The sequence below is a fragment of the Sphingorhabdus sp. Alg239-R122 genome (assembly GCF_900537065.1).
GTDB lineage: Bacteria > Pseudomonadota > Alphaproteobacteria > Sphingomonadales > Sphingomonadaceae > Alg239-R122.
This window is the reverse complement of record NZ_UNRC01000006.1, coordinates 51302-74673: the sequence shown is the minus strand read 5'-3', so window position 1 is coordinate 74673 and position 23372 is coordinate 51302. Positions and strand designations below refer to the sequence as shown.

21 protein-coding genes and 1 tRNA gene are annotated in these 23372 nt (G+C 52.5%); 9 read left to right on the top strand and 13 right to left on the bottom strand.

What is annotated here, in order from left to right; translation table 11 throughout:
• The first annotated feature begins 2 nt into the window (after positions 1 to 2).
• A complete protein-coding gene (locus tag G6Q15_RS07830) occupies positions 3 to 1796 on the top strand; it encodes an aminopeptidase P family protein (RefSeq protein ID WP_164117458.1) in 1794 nt (597 codons plus the stop codon).
• A 4-nt stretch (positions 1797 to 1800) separates the two neighbouring features.
• On the top strand, positions 1801 to 2259 hold the full coding sequence (locus tag G6Q15_RS07825) for a thioesterase family protein (protein WP_164117456.1): 459 nt from the start codon (positions 1801 to 1803) through the stop codon (positions 2257 to 2259).
• A 3-nt stretch (positions 2260 to 2262) separates the two neighbouring features.
• Here G6Q15_RS07825 and G6Q15_RS12185 read toward each other — a convergent pair whose 3' ends face one another.
• Positions 2263 to 2400, bottom strand: a complete 138-nt coding sequence (locus G6Q15_RS12185) for a hypothetical protein (protein WP_205518124.1) — start codon at positions 2398 to 2400, stop codon at positions 2263 to 2265.
• Positions 2401 to 2560: 160 nt separating this feature from the next.
• Between G6Q15_RS12185 and G6Q15_RS07820 the strand changes: the two genes are divergently transcribed.
• A tRNA-Thr gene (locus tag G6Q15_RS07820) sits at positions 2561 to 2635 on the top strand.
• A gap of 50 nt (positions 2636 to 2685) precedes the next feature.
• On the opposite strand, the gene G6Q15_RS07815 is transcribed toward G6Q15_RS07820, so the two are convergent.
• A complete protein-coding gene (locus G6Q15_RS07815) occupies positions 2686 to 3216 on the bottom strand; it encodes an alpha/beta fold hydrolase (protein ID WP_164117454.1) in 531 nt (176 codons plus the stop codon).
• A 45-nt stretch (positions 3217 to 3261) separates the two neighbouring features.
• A complete protein-coding gene (locus tag G6Q15_RS07810) occupies positions 3262 to 3873 on the bottom strand; it encodes a LysE family translocator (protein ID WP_164117452.1) in 612 nt (203 codons plus the stop codon).
• An 81-nt stretch (positions 3874 to 3954) separates the two neighbouring features.
• On the opposite strand from G6Q15_RS07810, the gene G6Q15_RS07805 reads away from it, so the two are divergent.
• The 3 genes from G6Q15_RS07805 (at position 3955) to G6Q15_RS12290 (ending at position 5417) form a co-directional block, all read left to right on the top strand.
• A complete protein-coding gene (locus tag G6Q15_RS07805) occupies positions 3955 to 4452 on the top strand; it encodes an Lrp/AsnC family transcriptional regulator (RefSeq protein ID WP_164117450.1) in 498 nt (165 codons plus the stop codon).
• A gap of 135 nt (positions 4453 to 4587) precedes the next feature.
• The gene (locus G6Q15_RS12240; protein WP_164117448.1) at positions 4588 to 5157 is read left to right on the top strand and encodes a methylated-DNA--[protein]-cysteine S-methyltransferase; all 570 of its coding nucleotides are present in this window, start codon (positions 4588 to 4590) and stop codon (positions 5155 to 5157) included.
• Between the two features lie 128 nt (positions 5158 to 5285).
• Entirely contained in the window at positions 5286 to 5417 is a 132-nt protein-coding gene (locus G6Q15_RS12290; RefSeq protein ID WP_275897593.1) for a hypothetical protein, read from the top strand.
• Positions 5418 to 5823: 406 nt separating this feature from the next.
• Here G6Q15_RS12290 and G6Q15_RS07795 read toward each other — a convergent pair whose 3' ends face one another.
• From G6Q15_RS07795 to G6Q15_RS07760, 8 genes are all read right to left on the bottom strand, one after another.
• Complete coding sequence (locus tag G6Q15_RS07795; RefSeq protein ID WP_164117446.1) at positions 5824 to 7875, bottom strand: S46 family peptidase; 2052 nt, start codon at positions 7873 to 7875, stop codon at positions 5824 to 5826.
• On the bottom strand, positions 7868 to 8296 hold the full coding sequence (locus tag G6Q15_RS07790; protein ID WP_164117444.1) for a hypothetical protein: 429 nt from the start codon (positions 8294 to 8296) through the stop codon (positions 7868 to 7870). Before G6Q15_RS07790 ends, G6Q15_RS07795 begins: the two co-directional genes overlap by 8 nt.
• A gap of 124 nt (positions 8297 to 8420) precedes the next feature.
• Positions 8421 to 9674 (bottom strand): DUF3526 domain-containing protein, encoded by a 1254-nt coding sequence (locus G6Q15_RS07785; RefSeq protein WP_205518123.1) that lies wholly within the window; start codon positions 9672 to 9674, stop codon positions 8421 to 8423.
• On the bottom strand, positions 9671 to 11107 hold the full coding sequence (locus tag G6Q15_RS07780) for a DUF3526 domain-containing protein (RefSeq protein WP_164117442.1): 1437 nt from the start codon (positions 11105 to 11107) through the stop codon (positions 9671 to 9673). The genes G6Q15_RS07785 and G6Q15_RS07780 overlap by 4 nt, the downstream gene beginning before the upstream one ends.
• Entirely contained in the window at positions 11104 to 11823 is a 720-nt protein-coding gene (locus tag G6Q15_RS07775) for an ABC transporter ATP-binding protein (RefSeq protein WP_164117440.1), read from the bottom strand. The genes G6Q15_RS07780 and G6Q15_RS07775 overlap by 4 nt, the downstream gene beginning before the upstream one ends.
• Before the next feature lie 18 nt (positions 11824 to 11841).
• Complete coding sequence (locus G6Q15_RS07770; protein WP_164117438.1) at positions 11842 to 13992, bottom strand: TonB-dependent siderophore receptor; 2151 nt, start codon at positions 13990 to 13992, stop codon at positions 11842 to 11844.
• 41 nt (positions 13993 to 14033) lie between these two features.
• Complete coding sequence (locus tag G6Q15_RS07765) at positions 14034 to 14369, bottom strand: DUF1826 domain-containing protein (protein ID WP_275897594.1); 336 nt, start codon at positions 14367 to 14369, stop codon at positions 14034 to 14036.
• A 365-nt stretch (positions 14370 to 14734) separates the two neighbouring features.
• On the bottom strand, positions 14735 to 14971 hold the full coding sequence (locus tag G6Q15_RS07760; protein ID WP_205518122.1) for a hypothetical protein: 237 nt from the start codon (positions 14969 to 14971) through the stop codon (positions 14735 to 14737).
• A 597-nt stretch (positions 14972 to 15568) separates the two neighbouring features.
• Between G6Q15_RS07760 and G6Q15_RS07755 the strand changes: the two genes are divergently transcribed.
• Complete coding sequence (locus G6Q15_RS07755) at positions 15569 to 16024, top strand: helix-turn-helix transcriptional regulator (RefSeq protein ID WP_164117433.1); 456 nt, start codon at positions 15569 to 15571, stop codon at positions 16022 to 16024.
• A gap of 453 nt (positions 16025 to 16477) precedes the next feature.
• Entirely contained in the window at positions 16478 to 16915 is a 438-nt protein-coding gene (locus G6Q15_RS07750) for a hypothetical protein (RefSeq protein ID WP_164117431.1), read from the top strand.
• Between the two features lie 558 nt (positions 16916 to 17473).
• Here the strand turns inward: G6Q15_RS07750 and G6Q15_RS07745 are convergent.
• Both G6Q15_RS07745 and acs read right to left on the bottom strand, forming a co-directional pair.
• Complete coding sequence (locus tag G6Q15_RS07745) at positions 17474 to 17674, bottom strand: helix-turn-helix transcriptional regulator (RefSeq protein ID WP_345940292.1); 201 nt, start codon at positions 17672 to 17674, stop codon at positions 17474 to 17476.
• Positions 17675 to 18032: 358 nt separating this feature from the next.
• Complete coding sequence (gene acs, locus G6Q15_RS07740; RefSeq protein ID WP_164117427.1) at positions 18033 to 19988, bottom strand: acetate--CoA ligase; 1956 nt, start codon at positions 19986 to 19988, stop codon at positions 18033 to 18035.
• Between the two features lie 170 nt (positions 19989 to 20158).
• On the opposite strand from acs, the gene G6Q15_RS07735 reads away from it, so the two are divergent.
• On the top strand, positions 20159 to 23368 hold the full coding sequence (locus G6Q15_RS07735) for a cytochrome P450 (RefSeq protein WP_164117425.1): 3210 nt from the start codon (positions 20159 to 20161) through the stop codon (positions 23366 to 23368).
• The last annotated feature ends 4 nt before the right edge of the window (positions 23369 to 23372 follow it).

The window sequence follows — 23372 nt, the reverse complement described above, 5'->3', positions numbered from 1 at the left end:
TGATGTCCACTTATGAAGCCCGTCTGTCCGCGCTCCGCGACAAGCTGAAAACCGAAGGTCTGGACGGGTTTATCATCCCTATCAGTGACGAGCATATGAGTGAATATGTCGGCAGTTACGCCCAGCGACTCGAATGGCTGACAGGATTCAAGGGCAGCGCGGGCAGCGCAGTCGTTATGCTCGACAAAGCCGCCATCTTTACCGATGGGCGCTATACCATTCAGGTACGCGATCAGGTGGACGGGCAATTTTATGACTATATCGGCACTTATGACCAGTCGATGCTCGACTGGCTGAAGGAAAATACCGGGCAGGGTCAAAAAATCGGCTATGATGCATGGCTGCACACTGACGACTGGGCAAAAGACCTGGCGCGCAAGCTCAAATTCAAGGGCGCAGAAGCCGTCGCTACGGGCAGCAACCCGATAGATGCCATCTGGGGCGATCAGCCTGCCCACTCACCAGAGCAGCTCACTGTTCATCCATTGGAATATGCTGGCAAGTCCGCCGAGGACAAGCGTGACGAGGTTGCAGGCTGGCTGAAGTCCGAAGGGCTGGATGCAACCGTGGTCAATGCGCTTGATTCGGTGGCGTGGCTGTTCAACATACGCGGTAAGGATATCACTCACACACCGGTTTCGCTTGCCCATGCGATTGTACATAGTGACGGACATGCCGACCTGTTTGTGTCACCAGAAAAACTGACCGATGATGTACGCGCCCATCTGGGCAATCAGGTGAGCCTGCACGAATATGATGCTTTTGAAGCAGAACTGGAAATGCTGAAAGGCAAGAAGGTTGGCGTTGATCCCGAACGTGCCGCTGCCGCGATATTCGAACGGTTGCGTGCAGTAGAAGCGAAAATCACCCGTCGCCGCGACCCCACTGTGCTCGCCAAAGCGATCAAGAATGAGGCCGAAACCTCCGGTCACCGTGCTGCTCAGGCGCGCGATGGCGCCGCACTTTCACGGTTCCTGCACTGGTTTTCTGTTGCAGCGCCCGGGGGCAGCCATGACGAGCTGTCTGTCGCCGCCAAGCTGCAGGAATTTCGTGAAGAAAGTCCGGCGCTCAAGGATCTGAGTTTTGACACCATATCGGGCGCTTCGTCCAATGGTGCGCTGTGCCACTACAAGGTGTCAGAGGAAACCAACAAGCCGATCACCATGAATTCCATGTATCTGGTCGACAGCGGCGGACAATATCTGGACGGCACCACCGATGTTACGCGCACCATGATTGTCGGCGAACCAACGGGCGAGATGCGGCGGCGTTTCACACAGGTGCTCAAGGGTCATATCGCGCTTGACCGTGCCGTTTTCCCGAAAGGCACTACAGGCGGGCAGCTCGACGCGTTGGCCCGGCAGTATCTATGGGCGGACGGCGTCGATTATGCGCATGGCACCGGACACGGTGTCGGCAGCTATCTGGCCGTGCATGAAGGCCCGCAGCGTATCGCCAGCTTTGGCGGCATGAGCGAGCCACTGCGCCCAGGCATGATCTGTTCCAATGAACCTGGATATTACAAGGCAAATGAATATGGCATCCGCATCGAAAATCTGGTGCTGGTCGAAAGTCGTTCAATAGAGGGGGCAGAGCAAGAGATGATGGGTTTTGAAACGCTCACATTCGCGCCGATTGACCGTAATTTGGTTGATGCATCCATGCTGTCAGACACAGAACTGGCATGGCTGAACGATTATCACGCCAAGGTCATGAAAATCGTGGGGCCACGGCTTGAGGGTGATGCACGGGAATGGCTCGAAGCCGCCTGCGCACCTGTCACGCAGCCCGAATAGCTTCATGATAAATAGTCCGGATCGCAGCGACTTTGCGATATTTGCGCCCAAGCGTGTGCGCTACCACGAAGTTGATATACAAAATGTGGTCTTTAACGGCCATTACCTCACTTTCGCCGATATTGCGGTAACCGAATATTTTCGCGAACTGGGCGGCGATGGCGGCTGGGAAAGCGTGAACTTTTTCGGACCGGACGGAGATGTCATGGTACGGCATAGCGCGCTTGATTTCCGCGGTTCCGCCAAGGCGGACGACGTGATTGACATGGGCGTACGCGTTGCGGAAATCGGCAATAGCAGCTTTGTGTTTCAGATAGCCATGTTTCGCGGCGACGAGCTGCTGTGCGTCGTTACGTCAACCTATGTCCATTTCCTGAAAGAATCAGGCCGCCCTGCGCCTGTTCCAGACAGGTTTCGCGGTGCCATTGCCGGGTTTGAAAAGATAAAGCCGAATCAAGGCTAAGGACTATTCTTCCTCACCTGATTCATTTTGCACCACCTGGCCTCCGCTTTCACGCGCCTGCTGCTTGCGGCGGCGTAAATTGGCGCGCAGATTCTCTGCCAACCGCGCGGCACGTTCTTCTTTAGTGTCTTTTTTCGCCATAACGCGCACGAATTGCCGCAATTTGTCGCCTATTGCAAGCAGAGTGCATCATGTGCCTGCTATATGGCTTGACAAAAAGGCGGCACTTGACCATTAGGCGCCTCTGTCCAGCTGAACCACCGGCTGCACATTTCCTGCATATGCAGGCATAAAATGGTTGGCTGCTGTAGCTCAGTGGTAGAGCGCATCCTTGGTAAGGCTGAGGTCGAGAGTTCAATTCTCTCCAGCAGCACCATTTTTTCTTCAGTTTTTCCGTGTCCTGAGATTCTGACCAACGTGGCCGGATTAGTCGCGTGTTCTTAGCGGGTTATGGCAGCACAGTGGTTGCAGTGCGCACCAGAGACCCATTTGGCCTCGCAGAAACAGGCATGATCTCGCCATTATCTCTAGAGGCCGATTTAGCGTCCTCGGATGCAGATGCAGTTTTAATGTTTCAGCTGAACCCGAGTTGCTTTCGCTGCTCAACCCAGTCGAGCGGGATATTGCCGTTCCGCCGCAAATCTGCCACGCCTCTATACCCAGATGCTTGCGGATTTTTTCCATGTCTTCGACAAGATGCCAAGTCGTATTGGCGTCCAACGAGGCATGCGGCGTACTCTGGCCGCATCCTCTTTGATCGAAATGGATAATCCGGTAAATATCAGGGTCAAATAACTGTCGCGTTACCGGTGAATTCCCTGCCCCTGGGCCGCCATGCAGATAGACTACTGGCTTGCCGCTGGGGTTACCTGCTTGTTCAATAAATATCGTGTGGCCGTCACCTACATCCAGAAACTCTGTTTCATAGGGTTCGATGGGTGGGAATAGTTCGGTCATGTCAGTCCAATCTGCTGGCGCTTATCGATCAATCCAAGAGCGTGCCTAAACGCTCGCCATCCGTGCACCCGCCAACAACAAAGCTCCGCCAGCTACGCGATTGATCAGGCGGACGATCCATTCTTTGACAGCGCCGCTGGTCAACCGGTCACCGACATAAGCGTATAGGCTGTATGAGATCAGATCGAACGCGACTGTCGTCCCGCCCATGAGGAGCATTTGGGGAACGATTGGTCTTGAGACATCGAGAAACTGCGGAAGGATTGCTGCAAAATATAGCAATGCCTTTGGGCTCGCGAACTCGACAATGAAACCTTTTCCAAATAATGAAACCGCGGACTGAAGCTTGCCCGTGGGAAACTGAATGCCGCCGGTTTTGCTGAAGATTGCTGTCAGGCCGAGATAGATCAGGTAGGCAACCCCAATCCATTTGATGGCGTTGAAAACAAACGCCGACGCGATCAGCAGCGATGCAATGCCCATGGCGGACAAAATGAAATAGACCGCATTGGCCGCTGCTACGCCAAATACGCCGAAGGTTGCGCGTTTGTGGCCATTGCCCGCCCCTTGGGCTGCTATTGCGATTGCCGCAGGGCCCGGAACGAAAATCACGATGGCAGTGGTGACGAAGAAAATGAGGTAAACGCTCAGTTCCATAGAGAATTCCTATTGCAGAATATAATATTGCCATATAGCTATATTATCGAATAATATTCGGCATCAAGGATTTTTGGACTTATGGATATAAATACGAACGGCGTTCAGCAGAAACGGGTATCGGAGCTGGTTATCGACGATACAGACCGAAAATTATTAAGCGCGCTTAGCGAAGATTCATCGCAATCCTATTCTGACCTAGGTGCAAAGGTGCATCTTTCGGCACCAGCTGTGCACGAACGGGTGAAGAAAATGAAAGCCGCAGGCGTGATTATGAAGAATACCATTAGCCTGGACGGCGCAAAAATCGGGCGCCCGCTTCTCGCCTTTATTCATGTGAATTACACCGGAGCCAGGGCCCGGGAAAATTTTGCCAAACTACATGAGGACGCTGATGTTGAAGAGATTCACAGCGTAGCCGGAGATTCCTGCCTTTTGATAAAGGCGCGGTGTAAAAGCACAAATGCTCTCGACGAGCTTCTGGTCCGGATGCGGGAGTTTGGCGATGTCACTAATACTCGCAGCCATATTGTTCTGACGACGTTGCTCGAACGCGGACCGCAGGCTGGACTGGAATAGGTCAAGATATATGCAACAAATTCACTGCATACCTCCAGCAAGGCAAGTCCCCAAGATGGGATTAGGTGCATTTAACCACATGAACCACGCCATCTTTGTTGACTTTGTTTCCCTGCCTAAGGACTGAGGCTTTTTTTGAATATAGCGCAATATACTCTTTTTCCTACGGCGATCGGTGATTGTTGCATCGCTTGGCGTGGCGAGGTGGTCGTCGCAGCCTCTTTGCCTGAAAAGACACCTGCCGCGACGGCGGCCCGCGTTGTCAAACGAACTGGGGCGAGAAGAGCTAAACCGCCACCGGCCATTGATCGTGCCATTCAATCAATCATTGCGCTGCTTGAAGGTGAAAAAGTAGATTTGTCATTTGTCGCCTGCGACCTTGGTGAAGTCGATGCATTCGCAAAGAAGGTCTACGCTGTCACTTGCGCAATTCCGGCTGGGGAGACGCGCACATACGGCGATGTTGCATCGGAACTCGGGGACAAACTTTTTGCTCAAAGGGTTGGCCAGGCTCTCGGGCGCAATCCTATCCCGATCATCGTTCCTTGCCACCGCGTTGTTGGTGCAAATGGAAAACTTACCGGCTTTTCAGCGCCGGGCGGCGTAGAAACCAAACTTAAGATGCTCGAAATTGAAGGCGCCCAACTTGGTGGGCCTCCAGCTTTGTTTGATGATCTGCCACTAGCGGTTAAACCACAGAAGTGATCGCTTTCACCCTCAGTTTCGGACGTTGATGATTCCTTGTTGTGCGGCGGCTCCACTTGCGATAGGCCTGCTAAATGACTCTCGCTCGGCGCCTTGAAATCTACGTTGGCATTCCCTCATGGATAATAATGGCTGCGGCCATTATTCTGCATAAAGGGGACGAGGAGCCGCCAGTCTGGGGATTGGTTGCTTTTGGCGTTTTTACTTTGGTCTGGATCTTCCGCTTCCTCTCTGAAGAGAAGAGGTTCTTCCGAGATTGAGTGTTTGTATTATCCCAGATTGCCCGATTGCGCACCGTTACGCTACGTCCGCTTTCACCCCCAATCTCCGCCGCTGAGCGCTGGTCGAAACTTGGGCCGATAGCCGTCATTCCACTTTTTGGAAACGAGCAGTGAATAGTGGACTTTCCTACAACAGACCTGAACTGTTGATAGCTCTGAACTTCTAATTAGCTACCCCGCTGTTAAACAGCGAACTAGCAATCGTAGCCATGCTACGAAGTAAGTGCTTCTTTGAACCAAATTGAAGGCCTACTGTTTCGCCTAAAACAAGGCGCATCGATCGAGCTTAAACGATAGTTTTTAGTCAATTCTAGTGCTGCAACAAAAGCCAAACTCCGCAATATGGAACTGCGGAGTTTGGCTTCGCGGACGAATTGAATAACCGCTATTTTCCTGCAAGCTCTTTTACTAAGTGCGGTGCCGGGTATATCGTCTCCAGTGCCTCCTGTACTGCGGCCGTGGACACCGATACTGTACGGTTAAGATTAAGATCGTAACCATAATTCCCGCCGAGCGAGTGGATATTGCCATCAAACGCCGCGCCGATCACAGTGCCTTCCTTATCAATCACCGGCGAACCGGAATTGCCCCCAATAATATCGTTGGTCGATACGAAATCATATGTCGTGGCGGGATCAATCTTGTTCTTGTTCGCTGCAAACGCGGGTGCGAGGTCGAACGGTTCATTGCCGGTTGCGCGGTCAAACGTGCCGCCCATGGTGGTGGCAATCGGTACCTGCTGGCCGCGCTCCATCCAGCCCTTTACCTGGCCGTAGCTGATGCGCAGCGTAAAGGTCGCGTCGGGATAGAGTTTGTCGCCATAGGCAGCAAAACGCGCATCGGCGAGTTTGGCACCGGTAGTGGCGAGCGGGCCGCTATAATTTTCGTCGATCTGCTGCTTTAGTTCACGCTGCCTCCCTTCAAGCTTTCGTGCGAAAGCAATCATTGGATCGTCGGACGCTTCGATAGCTGCCATCCCGCCATCCCACAGCTTTTTGCGCATTTCGGAGTTGGCAAGGTCGCTTCCATTTACTAGCCGTTCGGCCAGTTGCTCGGGGCTTTCCTTGCCCAATATCAATTTCGTATCAGGATCATCCGCGCCCAGATATTCGCGGCCCTTCGATAAACTCCATCCGAATATCAGTTCATCAAGCCATGGATAGATTGGCCGCTCATCAAGCAACCGCTTTTCCGTAAGAGGAAGCGCGCTGTCGGTATAGCCGGGCAAACGCTCCGCATTGGGTTTTTCACGTTCGATGGCGGCCAGCACTAATGCCTGCGCATAGCCGTATAGATCGCCAGAAGGATCGGTAAAGCGAGAAGATAGATAATAGGAGCGATAGGCCTGCATTGCCTCATCCACGCTAGTCCATGGATCATCAATAGCGGCATTGCTCCTACTTTTCGCTTTCAGTTCGGTTTCGGCTTCGGCAAGTTTCGCGGTGAAGGCAGGATCGTTCAGCGCCCTGGTACGGCCAATATAGACTTTCAGCGAGTTTTCGATACCGCCAAGCAGGTCCAGCCCTTCACGTTCCTTTTCCGAGTTTTCCTCCATCGCACGGATAAGCCGTCCGCGCAGTTCGGACAGGGTGGTGAGCGTCACCGGCAGACGCACTTCGCGTTCAAAGGCAAGCTGGCTCTGCGTATAAAGCCGTGATGTCGAGCCGGGATTACCGACAACGAATGTAACTTCGCCTTCCTTTGGCGGACGCGGGTTCCATGTGAGGTGCGCGGGCGTCGCAACGGGCTTGCCATTTTCATAAGCGCGCAGGAACGAGGCATCGAGCGAATAGCGCGGGAAATTGAAGTTATCGGGATCGCCGCCAAATGTTGCCGCCCGGTCTTCGGGTGCCCAGACCAGCCGGACATCGGAATATTTGCGATAAATATAAAGCTTGTACTGGCCGCCGCCAAAAAGAGTGACGACTTGGCAGCGGGTAGTTTTCATATCGGTACAACCCGCACTTTCGAGTGCGGCAATTTTTGCGCTGCGCGCTTTGGTAAGCGCTTCGCCAGTGGCATCGCCAATGGCTGCTGTTATATCGTCTGTCACATCGACAATACTGGTGACAATCTCGGCCTGTTGACCAGCGCACTTCTTCTCTTGCTCACGGTTCGCCGCAATAAAGCCGCGCTTCAGAAAATCGTCCGCATCGGTCGAATTTTCATACAGGCAGCTTGCGATGCAGTGATGGTTGGTGAGAATGAGCCCTTGATGCGAAACGAAGCTGGCGGAGCAACCACCTGTCAAACGTACCGAAGCCGCCTGTACCCGGTCGAGCCATGCCTGGTCGGGTGCCCATCCGTATTTTTCGCGCATCTGTTCGGCTGGAAATGCATCCAGAGTCCACATGCCTTCATCGGCAAGAGCTGGTGAAGGCACCGCGCTGAACATGGTTATTGCAGCAGAAGCGAGGAAAATTGAACGTCTAATCATGGGAAATCGTCTCCGTTTTATTGGGCGTTGTTGAACATAGCTTTCCATCGGCCTCTACGCAATTGCTGCAGATGGCCGAGATTTCGATGAATGCTTCACGGACCGTAAAACCTTGGGCGGCACATAATGTGCCAAGTGCCGAGAATGCAGCATCATTTTGCCGCAACTCACAATATCCGCATCGTTTGCAGACCATGGCGATTTCATGCGCAGCTGATGCAGTAACAAAGTGGTTGCACGAAGTAATCTTTCTTACGCTGCCCGCCAGAATCAGACGGTCCAATGCGCGATAGACCTGCGTGTGTGTTATGCGTGTAAGCGCATCAGCGATTTGATAAGCGCTGAGCGGCCGCTTTTTAGATTCCATAACATTAAGGACATTGTGATCAGTCGAATAGGGTTTTCGCCTTACCGTCATCATGATTCTGATATAACAATGCAAAGCTTGCAAAGTCGCCGAGTGCACCAATACGCAAGTGTGAGAAGACAGGCACCCGCCCCGGTTCTAAAGCGGTTTGGATCAATGTTCTGGCGATCTGGCACGTTCAGCTCTCGGGCTTGTAAAGCGGAAGTTCAGCCAGTAGCCCCGAATCATAGTCCTTCTCTGGAAACATAAGCGGATAGTGAAATGCCCGAAGCTCGGCATGAAAATCACGCACCTCATCTTCATAGGCAATCATGGAAACCGCATCTGTACCGGCCAGTTTTTCAAAAGCGCGTTCGACAAAAGAGGTTGGAGAAAGCAACGCGGCGATCCCGGCCTGGCGGTCACGTCTGAGTCGTGCTTCACGATATTGTTCGACAAGCGGAGCCGCTTTTTGATCACCGACTTGCTGGAAAGCGTAGTACCATTTCCATTCGAACCCCTCTTCGATTTCCGCGTATTCTCGCCATTCAGGGTGAGTTTCGATGAACGGCTTCATCGTCGCTTCTTTGGGTAGGTCCCAGGCATCGTTCACGGTTTCTCGCTGAAGTAACAGAATTTCACCGCCATCTGGAATAGGATTATTCGTTTCGATGACAGCTTTGGAGAGCGCCGGAACAACGATAGCTAGAGCCAGCCACAATCCTATGAGAGAGGTGAGCAGAACGGATGGAGAGGCTTTGATACGGCTGACCAGCTCAACTATCAGCCACCAGACAGCCAGCGCGCCAACTACGATGCCGGTTGCTTGCAAGGTAACCATTCCTGATGCTCCCGCGATTAACGAGGCAACCCAGAGGGGAACGAGCAACAGGAGCGCAAGCCCGGCAACTCTGACCAAGGCCCTTGGAAACCATAATGAGAGCGATGAACCCGCAGTCGCTACCAGAAAATCATGCCTGCTGGCACTTCGTTCGGACGCGCGCAGGTCATAGAGCAAGAGAATGAGAAGCAGCGGAACAACCGACGCTGCCAGAAAGGCAAAGTCGAACCTGCCGACCAGACCAAAATCCGCGTTACGCGTATCAGCCTCATGTATTTGGGCTTCTAAAGCAAGCATGCGCACCCGGTGCTTCCACGGCGTGCTGTCACGCTGCCCCATCGCCGCAAAGGCAAAGTCAGACGGCGGAGCATAGGTAAAGTGGAAAGCATAATAGGCGGCACTTCCCCAATCTTCCTGTCCCTCCAGCGCATTGGCACGATCTGCAGCGTCTTCCTCAATCAAATTTGCAATAGTCTCGCGCTGTTCACGAACCTCGGTCACACCGAATGAGACGGCAATCACCGAAAGGATGAATGAAAGCGCCAGCCAGAATAGCGCGCCTCGGTCCTTGGAAAGGAAACGGATTTCGCGGGCAAAATTTCGCAACATCATACTCTTACCCTCCGCGCAGTGAGGAGCACAATAACGCAGGCTAGCAACAGCCACATAATAAGTATCCCCAGCGATAGTGCAGTTCTACCGAGACGCTTGCTGGCGCTGTCAGGGGCAAAGCGAAACTCATCAAGCACTTGCCAACTTGCCGAATTGATCCGTGCCCGCTGTGCAGATGCCGCATCATTGTTGCGATTGATATCTGTCGTGTAATCCAGCTTTTCGGCATGAGCCTGATTGAGTGATTGGACAAAATCAAAGCGCAAAACTTCACTTTCGCGCAGGAAACGATGGTGCGTCGCAAGATCTGTCCCCGCGAGTGCGCGCGATAGCGAGCTGACAGATATGGTTGGTGATGCCAGTCCGAACCATTCGAACATGCGGGACTGGCTAGCTTCAAGGCCCATGCGTTTTTCGGTGTAATCATTCAGCAATTCGGTCAGTTCAGCCTCTGAATAGGATGCGACGACACCGCGCCAGTTTATTGGCAATTCTTCAATAGTTTCGACATCATATTGCTTCAGCACTTGGTCTTGCAAACGCTGGAAGGCCGGATCAGCCGCGTTGTGGCCATCGCCCAGCTTGCGCTGTTCAGCCAGCATCACAAGATCGCTCTCGATTTTGCCCGGCGCGTCGATTGCTACGCTGCTCGCATTGATGGCAAAGCGCGGTACGATTAGTGCGGCGAACAGCCATATGAAAATCAATACACCGAGCGAGACGGCACGCTGTTTCAGGATGACCGAAGCGGTAAGAACGATAGCGCCCCATATACATAAATAAGCGAAATATCCGCCGACCAGCGAAAAGGCAGCAAGCGCGCTCTCGCCCAAACTTACTGAATAGGCAGCGACCGCGATCAGCGGGATCATGAAGATGGCAATAACCACAAGCAAAGCCGTTGCCTTGCCCAGTGCCAGCTTCACACCCGATTGCCCCTGTGCCAGCATCACGGCAAGCGTGCCACTCTCCCGCTCACGCAGGAAAAGCGCATGACCCAGCACGATGAGGAGGAGCGGTAGCAGTAACTGATAGAGACCTGCCGGAGTTAGTGCCGCAAATCCGCCGAGATCAGCAGCTGCTTTGGTATCGGCAAACATGGCCGTATTCTGGCGGTGACCTTCAAGAAAGATCGACTGGCCAGTAACGGCATCGACACCAGGTTCAAACATGGCGAGTGGCGGCGGAGGGCGGAAAGCATAGTGACCATAATGCACCATACGATGCGGGTGGCGATCCGGTTGCGCAAAAAAAGTCTGCTCTGCTGCGACCTGCTGTTCGAGCCGCTGCGATTGCTCGGAAGCAATACGGTGGACCGTTAGAACGCTTGTGGCTGTCAACAAGGCTACAACGATCAGCGCAGCAGCCACAACTGTTTTTGAACGCAGCCATAGTCGCCACTCTTCACGCGCGATGCGAGTTATTGCTGTCATACTGCTTCTCGCTCTGCAAATGCTGCATGCACGGCTTCGGTGTTTATCCGCTTGTTATTCTCGGCTGCAAAACTGCCAACAAGCTTGCCCCGTCGGAGCAGGCCCACCCGATCCGCGACCTGACATGCACCATAAACATCATGCGTCACCATCAAGATAGTTTGGCCGCCCTCAGCGAGCGCCTTGACCAAATCGTGAAACTCATCGATGGCAATGGGATCAAGACCCGATGTTGGCTCATCAAGTAGTAGGATCGGCGTCTCGCGAAGCAGCGCAAGCGCGATTGCCGTCTTTTGCCGCATCCCCTTGGAATAGGATTGCAATCGCCGGGACCGCGCCTCTACGAGTAATGCTACACGCTCTAGTGCCGCATCTATTTCAGCCTGACTGGCTAGCTTGTCCGCCAAATCGAGAAAATAATCGAGATTTTCATAAGCGGTCATATGTCCGTAAAGCGCAGCAGCTTCCGGCAGATAAGCAATAGCTGAGCGCGCCAGAGCAACATCACTGCCAACACTGGTTCCGTTGACCAGTATATCGCCGCCCGAAGGCTCGAGAAAGCCGAGAAAGGTCAGTAAAGTGCTCGATTTACCCGCACCATTACCGCCCAGTAAAGCGAATATCTCTCCTTGGGCGACTGTAAAAGAAACATCGTCAAGAACTGTATTCCCTTCGCGTACCAGCGAGAGCGAGCGAGCTTCAAGCGGAGATGTCATAACTCTACCTTCCTATTCTTAAAATTTGAAACGAGCGGAAACGCGTACTGTTCTTGGAGCGCCCGGTTGCACCCAGACATTGGCAAAGGAATCCGTGTAAAAGGTCTCGTCGAACAGATTATCGATATCAAGGCGGATCGCCAGGTTTTCGATCGGTTCAATCTGACCGAACAGACGGATAGTTGTGTAATCTGGCAAAACAAAATCGCCGCCCACTTCACCGTTTCGTTCACCAACATAAAGGACACCTCCGCCAATTTGTGCGGCAAGGTCAGCGATTGCAAAGCTCTGCGATGCCTGCAGGCTCAGCTGATGATCGGGCGAGTTGATCAGCGGCTCGCCCGGGTCAAATGTTGTAAAAGTCGCCGAGTCGGTGCCGCTATTCGTATATTCCGCATCAGTATACGCGTAGGAGAACCAGACACGCAGGCCACTATCGAAGCTGGCATTGGCATCCAGTTCCAGTCCGCGGCTGCGCGCCTCGCCGGCCGGAATTAATTCTCCGGCTGCCTCTGGACGGGAATCAAAGATAAGAATGTTGCTCTGATCGACGTCAAAGACGGTGGCAGAGGCCGACCCCTGCACTCCGGAAAACACTGTGCCAAGGTCAAGTTTGATACCTGCCTCTAGCGATGTCGATTTGTTCGGGTCGAACGATGTTCCCTCAAAATCGGTACCAGAGAGTTGGCGGATGCCTTCCCCGTAGGAGGCGTATAAACTGACCCCGCCGGTTGCACGAAAAACGATGCCCGCCTGCGGCGAGAATGCACTGTTGGAAGATTCGTTCACAGCCGCAGGATCACTGCGCCGGTTGATCAGTTTTTGCTCGAAATCGTCAAACCGGCCGCCAAAACGAAACTGAAGTTTATCAGTCAGATCGATCTGGTCCTGAATGTAGAAACCGAAACCGCTGGTCGTTTCCAGTCGGTCAATCTGCGCGGCTGGAATCGGTCGCGGATAGAGGCCATATTGCGGATTATCCACATCGATCAACAGATAGGTCTGCGGATCGAGCGAGCTGCTCGGCGCTCCGCCAATACCGCCTTGGCGAAAACGATTGGCTATCTGATCGTTGTCGAACTCATCATAATCCACACCTACGATCACACGGTGACGAATACCCCCGGTGTTGAACTCACCTGTTAGTTCAGCGCGCAGAGCCAGATAATCCGCTTCATAGTCCCTGAACCGGAAAAAACGCGAAATGGTTTCACCATCGATCAGATAAGGCTGACGGCTGCCAAAATTATTCTCATACGCATCTCCGACAAGCGATGTCTCCCTGTATCCCGCACCGACAAGAACACTCCAATCGTCGCTGAAGTTGTGCTGGAACTCTAACTGATGACCCAGAACCTCGGTGTCGATGAGCGCATCGGGTTCACCTGTGAACAATCTGCGCGGCGAGAAACCGAACTGATCGGAAAAGATGACACCGCGATCCTGTGGCAATTCCTGTGAGGTGTATTCCAGTTCATAGGTCAAGATCGAGCTTTCCCCTATGTCAAAACGCACCGACGGGTAGAACCCATATTTTTGCGTTTCCTTGGGCCCTCGAAAGCTCCCAGCATCTTCGTAGAATCCTGCGATCCTGACTCCAACATTATCCCCGAGGGTGGTCTGCAGATCAATGTCGCCGCGATAGAAATCGAAAGAGCCGCCTTGAAATTGAACGTAGCCCGATGTCTCGAGCTGTGGGCGTTTGGTGATCAGGTTAATGGTGCCACCGGGCTCACCGCGCCCGTAAACCGCAGAGCGCGGACCTTTTAGGACCTCAACAGCCTCAATCCCTGAAATATCGCGCGGCCCGCCAAACCCGCGACCCGCATTAAAGCCATTGACGAGGAAGTTGCTCGGCAGGTTGATGTCACCCGAAAAGCCCCGGATGGAGAAGCTATTCCACAGTCCGCCAAAGTTGTTCTGCCGCGACACCGAAGCCGACAGGTCTAGAGCAGCATTCAAATCAACTACACCTGCGTCGCGCAGTGTTTCCTGATCAATGATTTGGTCTGCCTGAGGAATTTCAAGCTCTTCGAAATCACCTCGATAGGCCGGGCGAACACCCGATACGACAATTTCGGCTTCATCATTTTCACTGTCTTGGGCGAATGCAGGTGCAACTGGCGTGAAAGCGATGGATGCTGTCGCTAGAAAGAATATGTATTTCATTATAAATTCCCTGATATTATTATTCAAATTGCATGAAATTTCTATTTTTCAGGCGTGTCGATAACCAGCACGAGACGTGCTTCATTCGTGCCTTCAATTGGTGGAGAGCGATGCAGGCATGGGGTGTGCCCATTGCCGAACAGCTTACCTTTGAACAGCCCAACCGCACCCGTGGGCATGCGTTCAAGACGGCGATCATTTTGCGGCGCATAATCCGTGCCTGCGCCAGCATATGTTGTAATCAGACGCAGGTCGGTATAATCGGCATGGAGTTTCTTGCAGGCATTGCCGGTGACACCTTCAATACGGACACGCAGTTTATCAACGTGCATCAGTTTCATAAAACGCGATCCGAGATTCGAAATGTCGATCCGCATGTCGCCAGGTAACGTGATCAGGTCTGCCTGGACCTCATCCAAAGTGCCTTCCACATACCAAGAAAAAGGTGCCTCTCTTAAAAGCTCCTCTATGCTTATGTCCGATATTGGGGGCATTCGCGGCTCAATAAGAATACTGCAAGCCGGATCGCGGATTGCGTCCCAGTCAATGACAAGCTCTGCGCAATTCATGATACAGGGCTACCCAGTATCAAGTGCGCAACTTTCGAATTATTCATTATTACATTCCTGTATAACCAAAGAAAATGCGCCTGACCCGAGCGGATCAGACAGCTGATAATATTTGGAAAGTCAGTTACACGCGGCCGTACAGCGATACGCTGCGGCCGGTTTGCAACCAGACGTCAGAAATAAGGGGGCGCGCGCGCCTTTGCTTGGAAAGTAACAGTGACAGGCTGCCAGCTTACCGCATCAGGAAACCATGAATGTGAAACTTCGATAGCCTGAACGCTTATGGGCTTTGGTACATCAAAATCATCATTTTGTGCTGCGTAAGAACAAATTGCACATTCTGTTTCCAGAGATGCGTCAAATTGATTTTCGTGCGTGTGCCCCGCCGCAATGATCTGGCCAAGCATCAAAACACACAGAACAACAGGCAGCCAAAAGGTGCCTGCAAATCTACGCCTGAATCGATGCGAGGATAATTTCATTTCAATGTAACTATATTACATTGATCAAATTGACAACAGTATATATTCGGTCCCTAAAGCGGCCGTTTTCATTAATGCGAGCACCCATTTTATGGCTTCTTTGGTAAAATACTGCCGTATTCCATTTCGCACACATCCGTAAAACATTTATGTTGATCAAGCTCTTAAGGCTGGACAATATCGCCTTGAGAATGCAACCTGTCAGAGAAGCCAAGACCACGGCCTTAGGAAAACCTATTAGATTGAGCTGTCGGACCGTGCAGCATACGCAGGACGTCTGCTTTTGGACTGCGTTGACTTAAAGGGCAATGACCGACATTGGGGCGCAAAGCAGTCGTTTGCGGACAGTTGATAAGTTATCTTATGTGTAGGATGCTCAACCTCTTGGTGCAGCCGTGTATTGTGCAAACCCACTAACTCCATATAGCTGCTCATAAGGGGGCGGATCAAATATTGTATAAGGCAATGAAGCTGAGCCAAATTGAGTATGTGGACATTACAAATTTGTAATTCTAGCATCAGAATATGGGGCCAAGTAGAATCGAAAAGCTAACTGATCGTCAGAAAGATTGTCTGAGGTTGGTAGGTGATGGCTATACATCGAAAGAAATCGCGCGCCTTCTTGATATCTCCCCATCAACAGTCGATAATCATCTACATGCTGCTGTTACCGTTTTGCAGGCTGCAAACAGAGCAGAAGCAGCTCGATTTTTTCGAGACAGTGCATCTAGGCAGAAATTACCTAGTCAGCCGGAGTCCATTGCCGACCCGCAAAAATCAAGTAACCTGAGAGCGTCGGAACAAAATGAGCAAAGGTCTTTGTTTCGCCAAATGTTCACATTGCCGTTACTCGGAGGTAAGCCAAATCAGCTAGAAACAGGACGCAGGGTTTTGGGCATATTGCAGATAGCAGTAATTTCTTTGGTAATTTTCACTGCCATCGCGCTCATAACCTCAGGTGTTTTGGCCGTATTTAGCTAACTCGAATAGTCGAGCAGAAATAACACGCTATTTGCGTGAAAGGGGAAGCTATGTTTGAAATAAGTGAGACAACTGGATCCATTGTTGCAACAGACACACAAAGGGTTTGCAAATCGATAGATGCCGCCCTGTTGGATGGGACTGCGCTTATCACATCGTTGGTTGAAGGCAGCAGAGACAGCAGACTACCCATTCATACAAGCCAGCAACTCCTGGGTTCAACAGCCGATGCGATTAGTCTAATCATCTCGGGGCGCGCAAAAATGGCGGATACAGTTAGGACCTTAGGTAAAGTCCAGGCTCAATCATCTCTTGCTGAGGTAGGCTATGGTTGCCCGGGTGGATTGGGGAATGAAAGCGCAAAGCTGAGAGAAGCTGACGTTCACCGTGCGTAACTAGGATATTACCGCAATCTACCTTGACCATTGAGAGGCAAAGTCATGGACTTCTTGAATGGAAATCGTAATCTTTTTCTGGATGCTGGTCATTCTAAGTTGCACATATGCATCATTCGCTGGAGGCCGTGATGGCAGAAGGGCCTCTCTGGTAATCCTTTGCGCTTCATTGCTCTCACTCACCGGGCAGGAGACGGACAGTTGGCTAGAGACACAGTTCATAGTTATGGTGATCGATTTGATTACGCTTATGGCAATGCTAGCCATTGCCCTTTCCAGCAAGGCTTATTGGCCGCTTTGGGTGGCAGCTTTCCAGGTGAATACCGTGGCAACGCATATGGCAACACTATTTTCGGCAAGTTTTGCAGCAAGCATTTATCAAGCGTTAGGAGGTTTTTGGGCAATTCCTGGTTTACTGGCTATGGTTATCGGAATAGCAATGGATCAGTCATCCAACTTGGCACAGCCAGGTGACTCAAAGGAGTGTGCCGAATAGTATAGACCTTACGAAGATAGCGGAGACGCTTTCGGACGCGTCATTATTTTTTGCTGAGCTCGCGGGCCATGGACTGGACGCTAACCAGCAACTTTCTACTAAACTTATGTACGCAAATAAGGCAGCGACTCACCTTCACGAGAGGACTGCACGTCAAAAATATTTTCCTACTGGCCTTTTTGGAGAACCTGCCTGGGACATTTTACTGGATATTTATGTAACTCAAGCATCAGGTAATGCCATTTGTATTTCCAGCGCCTGTATTGCTTCCAAAGTGCCGGCTACCACAGCTCTTCGGTATATTGATATGCTCGTAGAATTTGAGCTGCTTCGGCGAAGGCCTGATAGACGTGATAGTCGGAGAATTTTTTTAGAACTTACCGATAAAGCGCAACACTCTATTGAACGATGGGTGCAGACCGAGTTAATCTAATCAACATTACGTAAGTTTAATACCGGTCACTATAACGCTAATGCCCCGCCCTCTATGTTGCAGCCAGCTATTATGTAAACGTGCCAATACTATATAGCTGCTCATAAAGGGGCTACTCATATTGCTTAGGGCGCCACGATCTCCACATGCGTAACGTCCAGTGCAAGAGCGATTTCATGGATAGTGACGATAGTCGGATTGCGCTTCCCGCGCTCCAGGTCACTAAGATATTGCTGCGATAAGCCGGAGAGCTCAGAGAGCTGTTCCTGGGTCAGTCCCCTCTCCTTTCGGATCCGGCTGACATTCCTGCCCACAAGTTTTCGCATATCCATGCAAGAAACTATTGGCGTTTATATGCATTATTGTTTATCAACTATAGTATGTATTGTGATTATGTGGGAGATTATCTATGATGGTTCGATATGCTATGTCCGTCGTCAGATAAAATGAGACAGATGTGTCATTCACTTTGGTGAGTGTTTGCCACCATCTGGTTGATTGATATTGCGGCCATAGCCATAGGGTGCTGCTGGCTTCACATGCATAGCGCCCAGCATAGGCGATGGCAGAACATCCGGATGTGCCAGCAGTAAAGTTCAGTCACAAAACATGGGTCTTGCGCTAGCAGGACCCATGTTCTGTTGCATGACTACTAGTCATTATTAGCTCCAGAAAATCACAATATTATTTTTGCAACCGTCCCGTGATAAGCTTGTCAACGACACCTGGATCGGCGAGCGTCGATGTATCACCCAGGCTGCCATAGTCATTCTCTGCAATTTTGCGTAGGATACGGCGCATTATTTTGCCAGAACGTGTCTTGGGAAGTGCAGGCGTCAGGTGCAGGTGGTCGGGCGTGGCAATCGGCCCGATTTCACTGCGGACATGGCTGCGCAGKTCCGCGATGAGTGCATCGGAGCTTTCTTCCCCCGCGTTGAGCGTGACATAGCAATATATGCCCTGGCCCTTGATATCATGGGGATAGCCGACGACAGCGGCTTCGGCCACTTTGGGATGAGAGACCAGCGCACTTTCGACTTCCGCCGTACCCATGCGGTGACCCGATACGTTGATCACATCATCAACGCGCCCGGTAATCCAGTAATAGCCATCTGCATCACGCCGGCAGCCGTCACCTGTGAAATATTTGCCCTTGTAAGTGCTGAAATAGGTCTGGATAAACCGTTCATGGTCGCCATAGACACTGCGCGCCTGACCGGGCCAGCTATGCGTGATGCATAGGTTGCCATCGGTTGCACCTTTCAGTTCTTTGCCTTCATTATCGACCAATTCGGGCCGGATGCTAAAAAATGGCTTGCCGACGCTGCCCGGTTTCATGCCGTGTGCGCCGGGCAATGTCGTAATCATGATGCCGCCAGTTTCGGTCTGCCACCATGTATCAACTATGGGAGATTCACCGTCCCCCACAACATTGTAATACCAGCGCCATGCTTCAGGGTTGATCGGCTCGCCTACAGTGCCGAGCAGCCGCAATGAAGAACGGTCATGCGCTTTGACAGGATCATCCCCCTCGCGCATCAGCGCGCGTATGGCGGTCGGGGCAGTATAGAATATATTGACTTTATGTTTGGCGACCACTTCCCAGAACCGGCTATGGTCAGGATAGTTGGGCACACCTTCAAATATGACTTCCGTCGCCCCATTGATGAGCGGGCCATAAACAATATAACTATGCCCCGTAACCCATCCAATGTCGGCGCTGCACCAGAAAACCTCACCTTGCCTGTAATCGAATACATAATGGAAAGTGGTGGCGGTCCATACTGCATAGCCGCCGGTAGTGTGCAGCACGCCCTTTGGTTTGCCGGTTGATCCTGACGTATAAAGGATGAACAGCGGGTCTTCAGCCTGCATGGGTTCGCAGGGGCAGTCCTTGGGGACATTGGCGCTAACGTCATGATACCAGTGGTCACGGCCGGATTTCATATCGATCTGGCTGCCGGTATGTTTGATGACCAGCATGGCATCAACATCGACTTTCTTTAGAGCGGCATCGACATTGGATTTGAGCGGCACCGTCTTGCCGCCGCGCACCCCGGCATCGGCGCAGATCACGAACTTGCTCTCACAATCCTCAATCCGGCCGGCCAGTGCATCCGGTGAAAACCCGCCAAACACAACCGAATGAATGGCGCCAATGCGCGCGCAAGCGAGCATCGCAACGGCGCCTTCGGGTATCATCGGCATATAAATAGTTACGCGGTCGCCCTTTTTGACGCCAATCTCTTTCAGGCTATTTGCCATTTTAACAGTCTCGGCAAGCAGCTCGGCATAGGTGAGCGAACGCGGCTCTGCGTCCGGGGCATCGGCTTCAAATATCAGCGCAGTGACATCACCCTTGCCATTCGCCACATGGCGGTCGACAGCATTGTGGCAAATATTGAGTACGCCATCTTCAAACCATTTGATACCGACCGGATCATAGGACCAGTCTGCAATTTTTGTAGGTGTTTCTATCCAGTCCAGCCGCTTCGCCTGCTCTGTCCAGAATTGATCGGGATCTTCGATACTCTGCCGGTACAGGCGATCATATTCCGACGATGTGCAATGGGTATTTTCTCCAGATGCAGAAGGAAAGATTATTTCTGTTCCCTGGGCTTTTTCTTGAACGTCGCTCATTCCTGTTCTCCTGCCGATACTCATAGCCGATGTGACCGTTATGGCAATAATCCGGTCAAAAACATTGCGATATTAACCTTGCATGCGATTCCTCTTCACCGTCAAACATCTATACACTCACGCGCAGGGCTGTTAGAAATATTGAACGGGGAAATTATCGGGAGGCATATATGGCGGGCAAAAACAGGCTGGATCCTATTCCGAAACCTGATGGCCTGCCAATACTCGGCAATATCCTTTCCGTTGATTCCGATACTCCGCTGCAAAGCCTGATGGAACATTGCAAGGAGCAGGGGCCGCTCTTCTGGCTTGATATGATGGGTACGCCAATCATGATAGCGTCCGGCCCTGAAATCGTACAGGAGCTGTGTGATGAAACCCGCTTTGACAAAACGGTCCGCGGCCCCCTTAAACGTGTCCGCGCAGTAGGCGGGAACGGCCTGTTTACTGGAGACACGCTCGATCCTGAATGGTCGAAGGCGCACAATATATTGCTCCCTACTTTTGCCCAGAAGGCGATGCAGGAATACCTGCCGATGATGGTCGATATTGCCGATCAGCTGATGCTCAAATGGGAACGGCTGAACGCCGATGACGAGATTGACGTGGTACGCGACATGACCGGCCTGACGCTCGACACGATCGGCCTGTGCGGTTTCGACTACCGGTTCAACTCGTTTTACCGGGAGGATTTTCACCCCTTTATCGACGCGCTGACCCGTACGCTGGAAACCTGCATGCTGCAAAAAGGCCTGCCCTTTGAAAAACTGATTTTGCGGAACCGGCTCGCACAGATGAAAGACGATGTGGCTTTCATGAACAAACTGGTCGACGATATCATTTCCGAACGGCGGCGCAGCGGCGGCGCGCAGAAAGACCTGCTCAATTTCATGCTGGCGGGTGTGGACAAGATAACGGGCGAAAGCCTGTCGGATGAAAATATCCGTTACCAGATCAACACGTTCCTGATCGCCGGGCATGAAACGACATCGGGGCTGATGTCCTTCACGCTCTATTACCTGCTGAAAAACCCCGCGATCATGGCGAAAGCCACTGAAGAAGTGGACCGGGTGCTGGGCAAGGATATCGGCACTGCGCCGTCCATTGCGCAGATTGCACAGCTGGAATATACGCGCGCTATCCTGCTTGAGGCGCTGCGGCTCTGGCCCACTGCACCTGCGTTCAGCGTTGCGCCATTCGAGGATGAAATTGTCGGCGGCAAATATCCGATCAAAAAGGGCACATTCGTCACCATCCTGATCCCTAGTTTGCACCGTGACACATCGATCTGGGGCGATGATCCTGACGCTTTCAACCCTGACCATTTCTCCCGCGAAGCCGAGGCTGCGCGGCCCGACCATGCCTATAAGCCGTTCGGTAATGGCCAGCGCGCCTGTATCGGACGGCAGTTTGCCCTGCAGGAGGCCGTGCTGGTGCTGGCAATGATCCTGCAGCGTTTCACGCTCTACGATCACAAAAATTACCAAATGGATATCAAGGAGACGCTGTCGCTCAAGCCGGAAGGATTTACCATCCGTGCCAAGGTGCGTGACGGCCTGACCCGCACTGCACCTACCGCTGCTGCTGACGAACCTGATAGTGCAAAGACACAGGCCCAGCGTCCCAAGCATGGCACCAGGTTGACGGTGCTCTACGGCAGCAACCTGGGCATGGCAGAAAGCTATGCGCATGAAGTCGCGCAGATGGGTGACCTGAACGGTTTCGACACTGTGCTGGCAGGCCTTGATGACTATCCGGATGGTCCGCCCACATCAGGCGCCGTCGTGATTGTCACTGCATCCTATAACGGCAAACCGCCGGATAATGCCGTGCAGTTTGCAAACTGGCTGGAAAAAGCCGGATCCGGTGCGGCAGACGACGTCACCTATGCCGTATTCGGGTGCGGCAATCGCGACTGGGCATCGACGTTCCAGACCGTGCCGCGCCTGATCGACCAGCGGATGGAAGAACTGGGTGCACACCGTCTGACCCCGCGCGGAGAGGGCGATGCCCGCGAGGATATGGACGAGCAGTTCCATGACTGGTTCGAAAAGCTCTGGCCCGCGATTGGCAACGCACTTGATCTCGGTATCGATTTTACCGCACCTGCCGAGGCAGAACCGCTCTATAAAGTTGAAATTGCCGAAAGCGTCACCGCCAACCCTGTCGCGCTGCAGGCAGGCGCGACGCCCATGACCATCCGTGCCAATCGGGAGTTGCAAAACCATGATGGTCCCAATCCGTCAGATCGTTCGACACGCCATATCGAAATTGAATTGCCGGACGGCGTAACATACCAGCCGGGCGATCATCTGTGCGTTATACCAGTCAACAGCCCTGCGCTTGTCGAGCGGGCACTGTCGCGCTTTGGCTTTAATAACAATACCTATATCCGCGTCGATGTGACCGGTGGCCGTCGTAGCCCCTTCCCCAATGGCAGCACCTTTTCAGTCAAACGCCTGGCGGAAGTTTATGGCGAGCTCCAGGCTGTTGCTTCACGCCGGGATATTGCCGTGATGGCGACCAATACACGCTGTCCAAAAACAAAACCGCTGCTGGAGGCGCTAGCCGCGCCTGCACGTGATGGCAAAGACCTTTACCGCACTGAAGTGTTCCTGAAACGCAAGTCTGTGCTTGATATTTTGGACGAGCACCCTGCATGCGAACTGCCCTTTGCACAGTTCCTGGAAATGATTCCGTTTATCAGCCCGCGCTATTATTCGATCTCATCCGCACCCAACGTATTGCCCGGCACATGTTCGGTCACGGTGGGTGTGGTCGAAGGACCCGCGCGCTCAGGCGCCGGTACTTATAAAGGTGTGTGTTCCACCTATCTGCGCGACATGCAGCCCGGGGATACGGTGCAGGCCGTGGTGAAAGCGCCGACGACACCATTCCGCCTGCCCGATAACCCGCAAAAGCCGGTTATCATGATCGGTCCCGGAACCGGGATCGCCCCGTTCAGGGGGTTCCTGCAAGAGCGCCGCATGCTGAAAGATGCGGGCAAAACACTCGGCGCGGCCATGCTGTTCTTCGGGTGCCGCCACAGCCAGCAGGACTTCATCTATGCCGATGAACTGAAAGCCGCAGGCAGGGATGGTATTGCCGAGCTGCACACCGCATTTTCACGCGAAAGCAATGATAAGGTTTATGTCCAGCACCTGATGCAGGCACAATCTGCCAGAACATGGGAGCTGATAGAGGCGGGTGCAGTCATCTATATCTGCGGTGATGGCGCAGCGATGGAGCCCGACGTCAAACATGCGCTTGCCAGTATCCGTACTGAACACAGCGATGCTACGCTGGACGAGAGTCTTGCTTGGGTGGACGATATGGCAGCACAGGGCCGTTATGTACTTGATGTATGGGTCGGCGGTTAAAGCT

What these genes read in the sequence shown, in the direction of transcription:
- G6Q15_RS07830 (WP_164117458.1), top strand. Translation starts at nt 3, where the DNA reads ATGTCCACTTATGAAGCCCGTCTGTCCGCGCTCCGCGACAAGCTGAAA.
- G6Q15_RS07825 (WP_164117456.1), top strand. Translation starts at nt 1,801, where the DNA reads ATGATAAATAGTCCGGATCGCAGCGACTTTGCGATATTTGCGCCCAAG.
- G6Q15_RS12185 (WP_205518124.1), bottom strand. Translation starts at nt 2,400, where the DNA reads ATGGCGAAAAAAGACACTAAAGAAGAACGTGCCGCGCGGTTGGCAGAG.
- G6Q15_RS07815 (WP_164117454.1), bottom strand. Translation starts at nt 3,216, where the DNA reads ATGACCGAACTATTCCCACCCATCGAACCCTATGAAACAGAGTTTCTG.
- G6Q15_RS07810 (WP_164117452.1), bottom strand. Translation starts at nt 3,873, where the DNA reads ATGGAACTGAGCGTTTACCTCATTTTCTTCGTCACCACTGCCATCGTG.
- G6Q15_RS07805 (WP_164117450.1), top strand. Translation starts at nt 3,955, where the DNA reads ATGGATATAAATACGAACGGCGTTCAGCAGAAACGGGTATCGGAGCTG.
- G6Q15_RS12290 (WP_275897593.1), top strand. Translation starts at nt 5,286, where the DNA reads ATGGCTGCGGCCATTATTCTGCATAAAGGGGACGAGGAGCCGCCAGTC.
- G6Q15_RS07795 (WP_164117446.1), bottom strand. Translation starts at nt 7,875, where the DNA reads ATGATTAGACGTTCAATTTTCCTCGCTTCTGCTGCAATAACCATGTTC.
- G6Q15_RS07790 (WP_164117444.1), bottom strand. Translation starts at nt 8,296, where the DNA reads ATGATGACGGTAAGGCGAAAACCCTATTCGACTGATCACAATGTCCTT.
- G6Q15_RS07785 (WP_205518123.1), bottom strand. Translation starts at nt 9,674, where the DNA reads ATGATGTTGCGAAATTTTGCCCGCGAAATCCGTTTCCTTTCCAAGGAC.
- G6Q15_RS07780 (WP_164117442.1), bottom strand. Translation starts at nt 11,107, where the DNA reads ATGACAGCAATAACTCGCATCGCGCGTGAAGAGTGGCGACTATGGCTG.
- G6Q15_RS07775 (WP_164117440.1), bottom strand. Translation starts at nt 11,823, where the DNA reads ATGACATCTCCGCTTGAAGCTCGCTCGCTCTCGCTGGTACGCGAAGGG.
- G6Q15_RS07770 (WP_164117438.1), bottom strand. Translation starts at nt 13,992, where the DNA reads ATGAAATACATATTCTTTCTAGCGACAGCATCCATCGCTTTCACGCCA.
- G6Q15_RS07765 (WP_275897594.1), bottom strand. Translation starts at nt 14,369, where the DNA reads ATGCGGATCGACATTTCGAATCTCGGATCGCGTTTTATGAAACTGATG.
- G6Q15_RS07755 (WP_164117433.1), top strand. Translation starts at nt 15,569, where the DNA reads ATGGGGCCAAGTAGAATCGAAAAGCTAACTGATCGTCAGAAAGATTGT.
- G6Q15_RS07750 (WP_164117431.1), top strand. Translation starts at nt 16,478, where the DNA reads ATGGAAATCGTAATCTTTTTCTGGATGCTGGTCATTCTAAGTTGCACA.
- G6Q15_RS07745 (WP_345940292.1), bottom strand. Translation starts at nt 17,674, where the DNA reads ATGCGAAAACTTGTGGGCAGGAATGTCAGCCGGATCCGAAAGGAGAGG.
- G6Q15_RS07735 (WP_164117425.1), top strand. Translation starts at nt 20,159, where the DNA reads ATGGCGGGCAAAAACAGGCTGGATCCTATTCCGAAACCTGATGGCCTG.